Source organism: Chlorogloeopsis sp. ULAP01, from assembly GCF_030381805.1.
Lineage (GTDB): Bacteria > Cyanobacteriota > Cyanobacteriia > Cyanobacteriales > Nostocaceae > Chlorogloeopsis.
Genome location: NZ_JAUDRH010000001.1, coordinates 568058 through 581794, shown reverse-complemented (window position 1 = coordinate 581794; position 13737 = coordinate 568058). Strand labels below are relative to the sequence as shown.

General features: G+C 42.0%; 12 protein-coding genes. 4 read left to right on the top strand and 8 right to left on the bottom strand.

What is annotated here, in order from left to right; all coding sequences use genetic code 11:
- The first annotated feature begins 642 nt into the window (after window positions 1–642).
- Window positions 643–1662 carry a hypothetical protein gene (locus QUB80_RS02540; RefSeq protein WP_289787913.1) on the top strand — a complete coding sequence of 340 codons (1020 nt, stop codon included), beginning with the start codon at window positions 643–645 and terminating at the stop codon, window positions 1660–1662.
- 43 nt (window positions 1663–1705) lie between these two features.
- Window positions 1706–2389, top strand: a complete 684-nt coding sequence (locus tag QUB80_RS02535) for a hypothetical protein (RefSeq protein WP_289787912.1) — start codon at window positions 1706–1708, stop codon at window positions 2387–2389.
- Window positions 2390–2750: 361 nt separating this feature from the next.
- On the opposite strand, the gene QUB80_RS02530 is transcribed toward QUB80_RS02535, so the two are convergent.
- From QUB80_RS02530 to QUB80_RS02520, 3 genes are all read right to left on the bottom strand, one after another.
- Window positions 2751–2888: a photosystem II reaction center protein K gene (locus QUB80_RS02530; protein WP_289787911.1), complete on the bottom strand. Its 138-nt coding sequence runs from the start codon at window positions 2886–2888 to the stop codon at window positions 2751–2753.
- Window positions 2889–3028: 140 nt separating this feature from the next.
- The gene (tgt, locus tag QUB80_RS02525; RefSeq protein ID WP_289787910.1) at window positions 3029–4138 is read right to left on the bottom strand and encodes a tRNA guanosine(34) transglycosylase Tgt; all 1110 of its coding nucleotides are present in this window, start codon (window positions 4136–4138) and stop codon (window positions 3029–3031) included.
- 283 nt (window positions 4139–4421) lie between these two features.
- Window positions 4422–6587 (bottom strand): amylo-alpha-1,6-glucosidase, encoded by a 2166-nt coding sequence (locus QUB80_RS02520; RefSeq protein ID WP_289787909.1) that lies wholly within the window; start codon window positions 6585–6587, stop codon window positions 4422–4424.
- A gap of 142 nt (window positions 6588–6729) precedes the next feature.
- Here QUB80_RS02520 and QUB80_RS02515 point away from each other — a divergent pair, with 142 nt between their 5' ends.
- Together QUB80_RS02515 and QUB80_RS02510 are read left to right on the top strand one after the other, a co-directional pair.
- On the top strand, window positions 6730–7329 hold the full coding sequence (locus tag QUB80_RS02515) for a peroxiredoxin (protein ID WP_289787908.1): 600 nt from the start codon (window positions 6730–6732) through the stop codon (window positions 7327–7329).
- A gap of 178 nt (window positions 7330–7507) precedes the next feature.
- Window positions 7508–8059, top strand: coding sequence for a peroxiredoxin family protein (locus QUB80_RS02510; protein WP_289787907.1), 552 nt, complete (start codon window positions 7508–7510; stop codon window positions 8057–8059).
- Window positions 8060–8271: 212 nt separating this feature from the next.
- On the opposite strand, the gene QUB80_RS02505 is transcribed toward QUB80_RS02510, so the two are convergent.
- From QUB80_RS02505 to QUB80_RS02485, 5 genes are all read right to left on the bottom strand, one after another.
- Entirely contained in the window at window positions 8272–9276 is a 1005-nt protein-coding gene (locus QUB80_RS02505) for a DnaJ C-terminal domain-containing protein (protein WP_289787906.1), read from the bottom strand.
- A 142-nt stretch (window positions 9277–9418) separates the two neighbouring features.
- Window positions 9419–9916 carry an AAA family ATPase gene (locus QUB80_RS02500; protein WP_289787905.1) on the bottom strand — a complete coding sequence of 166 codons (498 nt, stop codon included), beginning with the start codon at window positions 9914–9916 and terminating at the stop codon, window positions 9419–9421.
- A 48-nt stretch (window positions 9917–9964) separates the two neighbouring features.
- Complete coding sequence (locus QUB80_RS02495; protein WP_289787904.1) at window positions 9965–11254, bottom strand: glucose-1-phosphate adenylyltransferase; 1290 nt, start codon at window positions 11252–11254, stop codon at window positions 9965–9967.
- 172 nt (window positions 11255–11426) lie between these two features.
- Window positions 11427–11732, bottom strand: a complete 306-nt coding sequence (locus tag QUB80_RS02490; RefSeq protein WP_289787903.1) for a hypothetical protein — start codon at window positions 11730–11732, stop codon at window positions 11427–11429.
- 237 nt (window positions 11733–11969) lie between these two features.
- Entirely contained in the window at window positions 11970–13718 is a 1749-nt protein-coding gene (locus tag QUB80_RS02485; protein WP_289787902.1) for a S8 family peptidase, read from the bottom strand.
- Window positions 13719–13737 lie beyond the last annotated feature (19 nt).

Here is a 13737-nt window from a genome sequence, read left to right as displayed (position 1 = left end):
TTTGAATTCTTTTTTCTATTCATTGTGAGTGGCAAGTCGTGAGTGAAATTGCCATTAAGTATAAGAACCGTTGTTTTACCACTTATCAATACAAATTAAGTCAGTAGGCGATCGCCTATGCTACATAGTCTGTGAGTACAGTAACCACAGTTATCCGTAAAGTGCGATCGTACAATGTCAGGAAACTAATGAATTGGTAAACTGTGGCAAACTAATTTTTTAGTACTTTATTATACAAATTACTTAGAATCCATCCGACACGAAATTTACTTTTTCTAATTCTTACGTATTTGTACGGAAGACAAGCAATAAAAATAGTTTTAAAAGTTTATTACCTACTTTCTATCCACAAAGCAGGAATTGTGGCAAATTTGGCTTGTATATAGCTTATTTTCAGTAGAACTCGTTAATTATCTTTATCTTGCTTGCTGATATTGTAACAGCAAGATTCTTACTCTAAAAGCTTTTGAGTCATTAGTCTTAGGATGAGGAAATATTTCAGCTTTTAAGTAATTAGAGATACAGATGGGCTATATGTACGGTGAGAGTAAGATTTTGCACACGCCGTTAAATATACATCTATGAACGAGTTTGTAATTTAATTGGTCAGTGTTGAACGTTTTGATACTTTTTATATTTCTAATGAACAAAGAAAAAAAACTTAATGTTATTGCTAGTTCCCGTAATTCTAGAGTAAATTATGGGCGCAGTCTATGCTTGGGTTTATTAACCACCCTGGCAGCAACCTTTTTCTTAACCACAACTATCTCAATAAATCGTGCTTCTGCTGCCAATGTTACAAAAGAAAGCTCTGCATTAAAAAAGTGGATAGCAAAAGCGAAGCAACGTCAAAATACTCGCATCAAAAAAGATATTAAACTAATTGCTCAGATAAATTCCCCTGGAGTTGGCGATAGCTTGAGAGAGCTAAATCAGTTACGTCAAGAGCTTTTAATTGATCCTGTTGTGGTAGAAAGCAGACGTGTCATAGCTCCTGGCTCTACTGCTGGCACTCCTTCAGCTTATGGTGCAAGTTGGGGACAAGCATACATAGGAGGTGGTTTGTACTTTCCTTTTGACAACGATCGCATTGATGGTTCGGCAGCTATTGGATTGGGTTTAGGAGATGCAGTTAAATCTGTGGGTGTTGAAATAAATGCGAATATTACCAGTGTGGGAGGCGGCGATAATTTCGATTTTGGCGACAGTGGAGGTCTTGGTTTTAAATTACACAAATATTTTTCTGATCGTACAGCAGTAGCTGTTGGTTGGTCAAATCCGATCAAATGGGGAGATAACAATGGCACAAAAGATACTATTTATGGAGTAATTACTAAAACGTTTGATTTAGAGCCAAATAATCCTAAAAACAAACTGCCCATAACTCTTTCAGTTGGTATTGGCAGTGGCATTTATCGTTCTATAGGAGCGATCGCAGCCAATGAAAATACCCCAAATTTTTTCGGTAGTGTGGGTTTACGAGTAGTGCCAGAAGTTTCTCTTGTTACAAGTTGGACTGGAAATAGTCTTAATATAGGTGCTTCCTTTGCTCCTTTCAAGAAAACACCCATAGTAATTAACACGATCTTGACAGATCTGACCGACAATTTTGATAACGGCACAGGTTTATCTGTAAGTGGAGGCTATGTTTTCCAGTTTTAAAGTCTAACTTCTGTATTAATTAATAAAGTAAAATGCAAAAGCAATGAGTAAGCAAAAATTGCCTTTGACTATTGGCCTAATATTATTGGTTTTGGGCTGTATTGATGGCGTCGCGCCGATGAAAGCTAATGCTGGTAAAGCTGTAATTCGAGGAACGAGTGAAGATTCTTCCACTTTCTTTGGTAGTAACTTCCAATTTCCTGGCACTAATGTATTAGTCGAGGTAAATAATCAAATTCTTGTTCCAGCCATCATTCAACAGCTTATTAATCAACAGGCGGGCGCGATTATAAAAAACGCAAATATAGGCGATTCCAACGGTTCTCAAAAAGGTGTGATTGGATTGATTCTGGCGTGTTCATCTGATGCCAATGACGCCATTAATCAACTACAAGTTTCCCTATCTAATTCAGGAGCTTCTCAAACTCCCACTCAAACTCTTGTAAAAGCTTTAACGGGATTATTTAAATACTCTGCACCTTCATCAAAACAAAAGCCTAATCTATTTGGTGCTGAATCACAACCGAGTCAAGAAATTAATTCTTGTCATGCTACTGACAATGATGCTCAAATGAATGTGGATGTCACTCAGCTAATCGCTGCTATCAAGGCTTACAATGACATTGTTCTCAAAAGTGATTTAGCAACTTTGAAAAAACTCTCTAAAAATTTAGAGTTCGTTGAAATTGGTAAAGTTCTTAAAGAATTGAGAACTGTTTTAATTTAGAGCCACAAGCTAGAGTTAAAAACTGTTGCAATTTCTATTTTTAAAATAGGGACTAGATATTGATAATAAAAGGATAGGTAAGAAATATTACATACCTTCCTTTATGACTTTTTAGCATGGATATCTAGTTAACGAATAATAATACTGTTGGTATATTTAAAGTGACTTAAACCCTTTAACTTCTCTTATTTTCCTGAGAAAATTCTAGGAGATGAATTTAGGGATTTGAGCTTCGTACTACCAACAGTATTTTTTTGTCTCTAGGTGCTTTCTAATGAGAGACGCACCCGACTGTAATATTAAATTTCAATGGGTTGTAGTCAAACCACTTAGATAGAGACGAAATTTTTCGTGTCTATTTCTACCTGAAACCTACGGCTGCTTGCCAAACAAAAGCTAGCAACAAGAAGAAAACAGGTATGAGAGGCAAAACATCTACCAAAGGGTCAAAAATTTGAAATGCTTCAGGTAATTTTGCTAAAAAAAGTGCTGCTTCCATTTTTATTTAAATCCACCTTTCCAACACAGCTTTCAGAATTGAGAAATATCTTAACACGGCTTGGACATCAATATATTAGTCATTGGTCATTGGGTAGTAGTTATTCTCCTTGTTCCCACGTCCCCGTGTCCCCTTATCCTCTACAGTGGCGTAAGCCAGTGTGCAAATTCGGTGGCAAAGGTGTCGCGCAATATTGCCTCTCTGATCTTTTGAGTAAAGCGAATGAGTTCGGTGATGTTGTGAATACTCAGTAGAGTGTAGGCTAAAATTTCTTGCGATCGCACTAAATGAGATATGTAAGCGCGAGTGAAATTTTGACAGGTGTAGCAGGGACAAGTTTCATCTAAAGGCGTAAAATCTTCACGAAACTTAGCATTCTTTAAGTTCCAGCGATCGCCTTGTACCATTGCAGTACCATGTCTTGCCCACCGCGTGGGAATTACACAATCAAATAAATCTACACCAGAGGTGATCGCCATTACCATTTCTCGATAAGTTCCTACGCCCATCAAATAACGGGGCTTGTGATGTGGTAGTAAAGGCGCTGTTACCTGCACAATCTGGTGAATCAATTCTGGTGGTTCTCCCACGCTTACACCACCAATGGCATATCCGGGTAGATCCAACTCAGCCAAAGCTGTAGCCGCACGAGAACGTAAATCTAAATGTACACCACCTTGAACAATCCCAAACAACGCCTGATCGCTGCGTTGATGAGCCACAATGCAACGTTCTAGCCAACGATAAGTTCGCTCCGTTGCTGCTTCTACCTCTTGACGGCTTGCTGGGTAAGGCGGACACTCATCAAAAGCCATAATTACATCCGCCCCTAGTGTATTCTGAATCTCGATAGACTTTTCTGGTGTCAACTTAATAATTTGTCCATCATGGGGTGAGCGAAATGTTACACCCTCTTCAGAAATTTTCCGCATTTCGCTAAGGCTGAAGACTTGGAAGCCACCTGAGTCAGTGAGCATCGGCCCATCCCAGCCCATAAATTTGTGCAGTCCTCCACCTCCAGCCACAATTGCTTCTCCTGGTTGTAAGTGAAGATGATAAGTATTAGATAATACCATTTGCGCTCCAGTATTCCGCAATTGATCTGGAGTCAGGGTTTTGACATTTGCCAGCGTCCCCACAGGCATAAAACGAGGGGTTTCAACCAAGCCGTGAGGAGTAAAGAAAACCCCAGCCCGTGCTTTTGTCTGGCTACAGCAAGCAAGACATTGAAAAGAAAAATTTGCACTCAAAGCAGAAGTAACCGTTAAGATTAAAGCTAAGTTTAGTTGAGTTTAATTAAACATAACTTATCATTAGATCAACACAGATGCACACGAGAGTAGGGACTAGGGATTAGGGACTAGGGATTAGGGACTAGGGACTAGGGACGAGAAATAAAGAGATCCGAATACTCAGTACCCAATCACCAGTAGCCAGTATATCTGTGGTCGATTTCTAAAGTATGATTTTGCTTGCCATTTTAATTCCTATCAAACTTAACTTGGAATTAATTTCCGGTAGATAGGAACTGATTCAACCCTGAAAGTGTCGGATTACCTCAGCAACCGACTTGGCTTGAGCGATCGCACCTCTGGGTATGTGTGGGTAATCGCCATCAAAAATTTCTGAAATAGAACCAAGACAAGCATCATCGCATAGGTGTTCTAAGAGTGGTTGCCAACTAAAGGGCAATGGTTCACTTGGATAAAAACGCTGCCAAGCCCGGATATAAGGGCCAATTAACCAGCCCCAAATAGTACCTTGATGGTAGGAGCGATCGCGTTTTTCTGAATTACCTGCATATTTACCAATGTACTCTGAATCAGTTGGATCGAGAGTACGAAGACCGTAGGGCGTAAGTAAGCGATCTGTTGCCTTATCTAGTATCTGACGCCCTTGCTGCTCAGAAAACGCACAATGAACGAGTGAAAGTGCAATCACCGCATTCGGGCGCACTTGAGAATTACGGCGATCGTCTGGCTCAATGGTGTCGTACAAATAGCCAAGCTGGGAATTCCAGAACTTTTGCAGTGACTCTTTCACCTGTTGGGCATGCTGGCTATAACGTCGTGCTTGTTTAGCCAGACGGCTTGGTTCAGGAATCGCTTCTTGCTCGCTCAATATTTCTGCCCATCGAGAAGCCCAACACAAAGCTGAATACCACAGTGCATTAATTTCTACAGGTTTACCACGACGAGGAGTCACAGGCTGTCCGTCAACTATCGCATCCATCCAAGTTAGGGCAACACCACGTGCATCCCAACCAACTAGCCCATCTAATGAATCAACTTGGATGTTGTAGCGTGTACCACCGATAAAAGCTTTGTAGATTTGCTGTACCACGGGGTATAGCTCTGTCAAAAACTGCCAGTCTTGCGTAGCCTCCAAGTAAAGTCCTAAAGTTTCAATCCACCACAGTGCTGCATCAATACTGTTATAAAAAGGTTCGCTATCTGCATCAGGCAGTGTATTAGGAATCAAGCCGTGACGACAGTGCAGCCCTAAAGATCTTAAAATATCTCTTGCTAAATTAAAGCGCTGTGGAACTAAGACTAACCCTGGCAGAGAAATCAAGGTATCGCGCCCTATGTCATTAAACCAATGGTAGCCAGAAATAACTGTAGGGCTGCCAATTGAAGTTCGGTAAACAATAAATTGATCGGCTGCTCGTAAAAGTTGCTGCAAAATCGGGGATTGGGTATTGGGGATTGGGTATTGGGGATTGGGGAGTGTGGGAAGTGTGGGGAGTTTGGGAAGAAATTGCTTCTCCATCTCCCCCATCTTCCCTCTCCCCTTGTCCTGTTGTTTGTCTCCCATCCCTTGTTGTCCAAAAATTTGGCAAAGCCGCTCTTGCTCTATTTCTATCGCTTCTGCAAAACTTTCGTCGGTGAGGATGCTCTGAAATCTGTCGGGAAAACCCACTTTTGCTTCCAGTGTGACTACATCTCCGGGGCGAAGAGTAACTGCTAGGTAACCAGGGCTGTAGAGATCTTCGCGATCGCTCAATCCGCGTCTTGTTTCCTCTGGTAAATGATAATTCCAATACCAAACTGCATCTGGTTGATATCTGCCATGAGTCCAGCGCAGGTGCCAAGGTGTGCCAAAATGTCCAGAATCAATCGCTTGTAAGCACACTTGCTTCTGACCAAGTAATTGGGAAAAATGTAAGTCGGGAATTGATTTTTGCTGGTTGTGAAAGTCGCGATCGCTGATCAACAGTCGCAACTTTAAAATTGCAGCATCATTACCCTCATAACGATATTGAATTAAAAGGCGATGACTCAAACAAGAGGAAACGGAAGCGCGAGCGTACAAAGACGTCGAGAATTTATCCACCACATCACTAGCCTCTGCCCCTTCTAACCCATAAGGCATGATAATCTGCCTGCTTAACTGCCAGTTGTCTTCCCCCCAAATCCATTTGGGAACAGGATTGATATCAAAATAGCGTAGCAGTTCATAGCCTGTCGGATCGATCTGACCAAAGCCCCAAAAATTAGTCCCTAATGCTATAAGTTGCTTTGGTAGTTCTAAGCTCGCTTCTAAATGCGAAAGCAGCAGTGTACGCCCCGAAGGCGGGTTAGTCGCGGCAAACAGCCAGCCATGATAGGTGCGAGTGCGGACATCAGAAACTGTACCACTGGCAAAACTTCCCAAGCCATTTGTAAGCAACCATTCTCTCGTATCTAAATCCACCATTTGCTACTCAAAATCGTTATGAGTATGATATAGTTGTAACAGTTCGTAATTTAAGCTGTCAGGGCATGTACAGGAAAGCGTTACCTGTACACAAGTAAAAAGCGGGCAGCTAGACACATATAAGTTCAAGGAGAATTAGTATATGTCAACAGAAGGATGCCTCCGCGTTGGTCAAAGCGCTCCCGACTTTACAGCCACAGCTGTAGTAGATCAGGAATTTAAGACGATTAAACTTTCCGACTATCGCGGTAAGTACGTCATTTTGTTTTTCTATCCCTTAGACTTTACCTTTGTTTGCCCTACTGAAATTATTGCCTTCAGCGATCGATACGAAGACTTTAAAAAAGTTAACACAGAAATTCTAGGTGTTTCCGTTGATAGCGAATTTTCTCACCTAGCCTGGATTCAAACCGATCGCAAACAAGGCGGTGTTGGCGATTTAAATTATCCCCTTGTTTCCGACATCAAGAAAGAAATTAGCACTGCTTATAACGTTCTTGATCCTGCGGCTGGCATTGCTTTACGCGGTTTATTCATCATCGATAAAGATGGCGTCATTCAGCATGCTACCATCAACAATCTAGCCTTTGGTCGCAATGTCGATGAAACTCTGCGGACACTGCAAGCTATTCAGTATGTGCAGTCTCATCCCGATGAAGTTTGCCCTGCTGGTTGGCAGCCAGGCGACAAAACAATGGTTCCCGATCCCGTCAAGTCCAAAGTCTACTTTGCTGCTGTTTAGTATAGTGGAAAACAATTGAAAGGGAACTCTTAACAGGGAACAGTTGCCCGTTAAGAGTTCCCTTCTTCGGTAAAGAATAGCCACAGATAAACATAGATATATCCTCTCTATCTGTGGTTTTCTAATTTAATATTTTAATGATATTTTTAGATATTTTTAATATTTTCAGGGAGAAAATATGTTGACATCTACTAATTTTAGTGGCTTATTAAATGAGCGTTTTTTTAGAAATTTTTTACCAATTCCAGCCAGTAATCAGTTACCGCTAGAATTTTTAACACCAGACTTTCAACTGCCGGATATTACTAATGGCTCTTTAAGAAAATTGTCAAGTTACAGAGGCAAACAACCTATAATACTAGCCTTTACGCGTATTTTTACAGAAAAACAATATTGTCCCTTTTGCTATCCACATATCAAAGCATTGAATGAAAACTACGAGCAATTTAAAAATCGGGGTATAGAAGTTTTAATGATTACTAGTACCGATGAAAGGCAAAGCCAAATAGTTGTCAGGGACTTAGGTTTAAAGCTACCGCTACTAAGTGATCCTACCTGCCGCATATTTCGTTTATATAAGGTTGGACAAGCTTTGGGAGCACCTTTGCCAGCACAATTTGTATTAGATAAAGAAGGTAGACTGCGCTACAAACATTTGTTTTCTTTCTTGGATCATAATGCCAGTGTAGAGACTTTGCTAGAACAATACGATGAAATAGTTAATGGTTAATGGCAGTTAATTACAATCAAAAATTAGCTATCAACCCCTAACCACTGTACGGGCGGGTTTAAAAGATAAATTATCGGTCTTAACCTAAAAATAATCAATGAAACCCGCACGGCAGTCGCTACAACCGGGGGAACCCGACGCCAGGTGCTACAATGCGCTTAACCCGCAAGGGCGCACTGACTCCCCTACTAACCACTAACTACTAACAATTTCTACAACCTGATATTTTGTAGATGACTGCGGGGGTTGTAGGTACGCATAGCGCGGATTTTTTCATAATACTCCCGCTCTTGCGAACTGATTTCTCTAGGAGTGGCGATCGCAATTTTAACTAACTGATCGCTACGTCCACCCTTAGGTTGCGGCCAACCCTTGCCCCGCAAACGCAAAGTCTGCCCAGAACGTACTCCAGCAGGGAGTTTCACATTAACGCTGCCATCAGGAGTAGGTACTTCAATAGATGCTCCCAGCACGGCTTCATCTGGCGTGATTGCCACTTCACAGACTAAATTATCACCTTCAAATTGGAAGAAAGAGTGGGGCTGAAGTTCAACTTTTAAGTACAAATCTCCTCGTTGTTGCGTATAAGGGCTGGTTTGCCCTTTGCCCCGCACGCGCAGGCGGGTTCCTGATTTTGCACCAGGGGGAATGCGAACATCAATAGTTTCATTGCCCAGACTGAAGCGCTTTTGGACACCATGAAATGCTTCGGAAAAAGTCAGAGAAATTGTCGCTTCACTGTCTTGGGTAGTGCCTGTTGTGCCAGCGTCTTGAAAGCCAAAATCACCAAAGCCGCCAAATCCGCTAGGAGCGCCTGTGGAAGTGCGGTAACTATAGGTTTGTCGTCCACCACGAGTGCTACCACCGCCACCACCAAAGCGTCCTAACAACTCATTGATAAAATCATCAAAACTGCCGTACTGACTAAAGTCAAAGCCACCCATATCAACGCCAACACCGCCGCCAGGGAAACCTTGACCGACTTGTTTCCAGTATTGACCGAATTGGTCGTATTTGCTGCGTTTTTCTGGATCTGACAAAACTTCGTAGGCTTCGTTAATTTCCTTGAAGCGTGCCTCCGCCTGTTTATTGCCAGGATTGACATCAGGGTGATACTTACGGGCTAATTTCCGAAAGGCTTGTTTTATTTCCTCTGGACTGGCAGTTTTACTAACTCCCAAAATTGCGTAATAGTCTTTAAAATCGGTTGCAGCCATCTACCAGCCTCCACTAGCAATTCCCTTTATGTTTTTTTCTAGATAAAATTTGAGTCGTTATTTTGCACCGGGTATAATTCCAGGCATATTAAGTCTGATTTTAAGTTAACAAACCTTATATAAAATCAAGTACGGTTCTTGCTTACTGTACGAGCGCAATTCCCGTACTCTCCTCGCTCCGGGGAAAAACAATGCTTAGGCTGTCTAATCCTTCTAGTAAGCTAGGGGGAGCATCCCGGAGTTGACGATACATACGAAATATTACATCTTCTGGCACTTGACGTTCCCGTCTTTTATTGCGAGCTAAACACAACCAAATTGGTGTGTCTACCCAAATTCCGACAATCTGGGTAAAACCGAGATCGCGAGCTATGGTGATGATTTCGCGGCGCTGGCGTCGCTGGGCATTAGTAGCGTCATAAATTACCGTACTATCTGTGGCGATCGCTTGTTGGAATTGTCGCCTGATTTCTCGCCAAATCAATAACCACGATCCCTGAGTTGCCTCATTACCAAATAATAGCCCCCGAATAGCATCGGTGGAAACCAACCGCCATTGGGGGCATTCTGCTAGCAATTGTTTTGCTAGGGTTGACTTACCGCCACCAGGAAGACCAATTAGTAAAATTAGTCTTGTCATTTGTCCTTTGTCATTTGTAACAGATAAACAATGACTATTGACTAATAACTAAATTATCGTTCCATCAGGAATGACAGCATTTTTTAACACCACGACAATACCATTGCGGATGTAAAAACCTTGATTTTCGCGTTCGGCTTCTTGAACGTTGTCTTTATTGACAATTTGTACATCACAACCGATGTGAGTATTTTTGTCAATGATGGCACGACGAATCGTTGTGTTAGCACCTATACCTAAGGGTATGCTGCTATGCTCGCAATCAGACTGGCGTTCGGCAAACGGCTGATAGTAGTCAGCACCCATGATGAGAGAATCTTGGATGACACAACCAGCTTCAACCCGCGATCGCACTCCTAAAACCGAATTTTCAATCCGGCAATTTTTGAGAATACAACCTTCACTAATAATTGACTGTGTTACATGGCAATCTAATAACTTGCTGGGAGGGAGGTAACGAGCGCGAGTGTAGATTGGCGCGTGCTCATCATAGAAACTAAAAGGCGGACGGGGTTGTTTAGTTAGTGCTAAATTCGCATTATAAAACGCTTCTATTGTTCCGATATCTTCCCAATAGCCATCAAACAAGTAGGCTTGAATGTTGTAGTCATTGGCTGAATCTGGAATAATTTCTTTGCCAAAATCAGTGCGTTCAGTAGCATCTTTTAACAACTTGGTCAAAACATCTCTTTTAAAGATATAAATCCCCATTGAGGCGATATAAGGTTGTTGCTCGGCTTGGTTTTTTTCTAAGCCAAGGATGGTAGTATCAACCGCCATTTTCTTGAGAGCATCGCCTTTGGGTTTTTCGCTAAAGTCTACTACCCTTCCAGACTGATCGATTTTCATCAAGCCAAAGTCGGAGGCGCGGCGCTCATCAATGGGTATTACAGAAAGAGTAATATCAGCCCCAGTTTCCCTGTGACGCTGAATAAATTGGCGATAGTCCATCCGGTATAGGTGATCGCCTGATAGTATTAAATATTCGTCTACACCCCATTCTTCAAACAGCCATAGGTACTGACGAACCGCATCTGCTGTACCTTGGAACCAACTGAGGTTTTCTGGCGTTTGCTGGGCAGCAAGCACTTCCACAAATCCCTCAGTAAAGCCAGAAAAATTATAGGTACGCGCAATATGGCGATTCAGCGAAGCCGAGTTGAATTGTGTCAGGACGTAGATTTTGAATATTTCGGAATTTATACAATTACTGACAGGAATATCAATCAAGCGATACTTACCTGCCAGTGGTACAGCTGGTTTAGCGCGTAATTTTGTTAACGGATATAGGCGGGTACCTGCGCCGCCACCGAGAATGATTGCTAAAACTCTTTTCACAAGTTTCTCCCGACTGCCTTTCAACTCTCACCTACAGTTTAGGACTGTCTGTACCTGCTGGTAAGGGGGGATCAGAGATTTCTAGTGAGTTAAGTTTGCTGTATGCTGCCACAGACAAGTAGCATTATCTATTGCTATTACAGGAAAACGAGTGTATAAATTTAACTTAAATTTATGATCTACCTATGCTTCTTCCACCTAACTGTCTATCCATCAAATGCAGCTTTTGGGATAGCTTTAGATACTGTACCCAAGGTTGCTCTGATAATTTAGAAATTTCATTAGGTGATAGAGTAGCACTAAATACATCTTTTGCTTTGTTAATATCACTAACACCCAAATTTTCTAAGATAGTGATCGCAGCAGATCCGTCTGTAATTGGTTCAGTGTGAATAAAGACTACCAAACTACGTTCTTCTGGATCGTGAACTTGATTTAACGCCATTGCAAGAGCAGCGTCTAGCTTCTGATAGTTCATCTAAAAAATCTCCCATCAATACCCCGTCTACTTTCTTGTTCAGACAGATAGATGGAAAGTAGGGCGAGATATTACCACTTTCCGAATCACAAAGAGCAGACTAAAATCAGCCTGCTCTAGAATTACCGTAGCAAATTTATTGCTTTCAATTGCCTACCCTTATGTAGAGCTAACTGACGCTTTTACCTACGACTAATTACAGATTCATGAGTTTAAGAGATCTCTCAATAAATTACTCTACTCTTGAGTGAGCTTTAGCGTATCAATCAATCCAAAACCCCATTTACCATCAAAAGTTCCCGCAGCTTTGCCAGGAATAGAACAATTTTTACACAACAGTTCTTTGACCTTCGCTGGATCTATATTGGGGTTTTTCTGCAACAACAATGCAACTAAACCAGTGACAAACGGTGTTGCCATACTTGTACCAGCCATCGCTACAAATTTGGAATTTATCATCATTGAGCGATTAAGATTGGCATTCGAGGAGAGGGCAGAAATAATCATCGCTCCTGGTGCTGCAACATCGGGCTTTTGAGCACCATTACGCAATGGGCCTTCGCTGCTAAATTCAGAAATACTATTTAACTCTAAGCCTATTTCTTGCTCGTTGTTGTCAATGTCTTTATATTTCACTCTAGTGGTATAAGAAGCAACTGTAATCGCGCTGCTGGCTGCTCCTGGTGAACCAATTTTCACTGCATCAGATACACTTTTACCTGTAAAAAATACAGATGGAGAGTCACTTAATGTCCATACGTCTAACTGTACATCACTTCCTGATGCTTTGCGTACTCGCAATTGCCAAATGCCACCTTGTACGGGTTGATTAAACCTGTCGTTACCCAAACCGCGAATTTGTACGAAGAAATTATACTCTCCGTTGACTGGATCAGGGCCGGGTGTGACAATTTCTACTCGTGCATCCGGTAAAGTATATAATTTGGAAGGATTATCGTCAGCAATGATCGCTTGAAAAGGTGTCACAAAACCTTTGGGGCTGCGCACAGAAACTTCTAACTGCCCACCTTTGGAATACCAGCCGTTTAACCAGACTATGCCTGCTTGATTTAAGGGAACGTTAAAGCGCATTGTATGCAGTCGATTGCCTGTAACCTGGGTTTGACCGTGAATATTGTCGTTACCTTCGTTACCTGCTGCACAGCAGACAATCCGTCCTGGGCCAGTTTCGGCATCAATGATTTTTGAGAGAGAATCGCTGCCATCATGAGCATCAGCGTGTCCGCCCAAACTTAGATTTACCACTGCTGGACGTCCCATTTCTGTTGCTACCCGAAAAATATAGCGAACGCCATCGGCAATGTGGGCATCTTGTAAGTCAGTTTTAACGATTACCAATTCTGCATCTGGTGCAACACCATTATAGGTACTGTCAGAAGCAGCAGCAATTCCGGCTACGTGAGTACCGTGACCGTCTGTATCTTGGGACACGCTCAACAGTGCTTCGGTTAATTCAGCTCCATAACCACCTTCTGATACTCCTGGTCCTGGTAAAGTCTGATCCCAGATGCGGAGAATGCGCCCTGCAAAGGCAGGGTGTTTGGGATCGATACCACTGTCTACGACACCGATAATAACTCCTTTCCCTGTCAATCCAGTTTCATTTTTGAACTCTGGTAATTTTACTGCCTTTGCTGCTACATCCATGCGCAAGTGTAATTTACGCGATGGTTTGATCCGTTGGATGGCATCCTCTTGTGATAGAGCGTCTAAACTTTCTAAAGGCAAGTAAGCTGTCCGCACAGTTCCTATATCTTGGTTAACCTCAATACCGTATTGTGATAAATAACTCAAGTCAGCTTGTTCATCACAGTAGATAAAAACGACACTACGGGTTGGCTTGAGGGCTGCTTTGGGAGTAATTATGCCCAGCGATCGCTTATGGAGAATTAAAGCTTCTTGTCCTTCTCTTTGATAATCTTCATAAGCTAAAAGTAGTCCAGGAGAGAGCTTTTCGTATCTCATTTACACCTCAAATTATCTT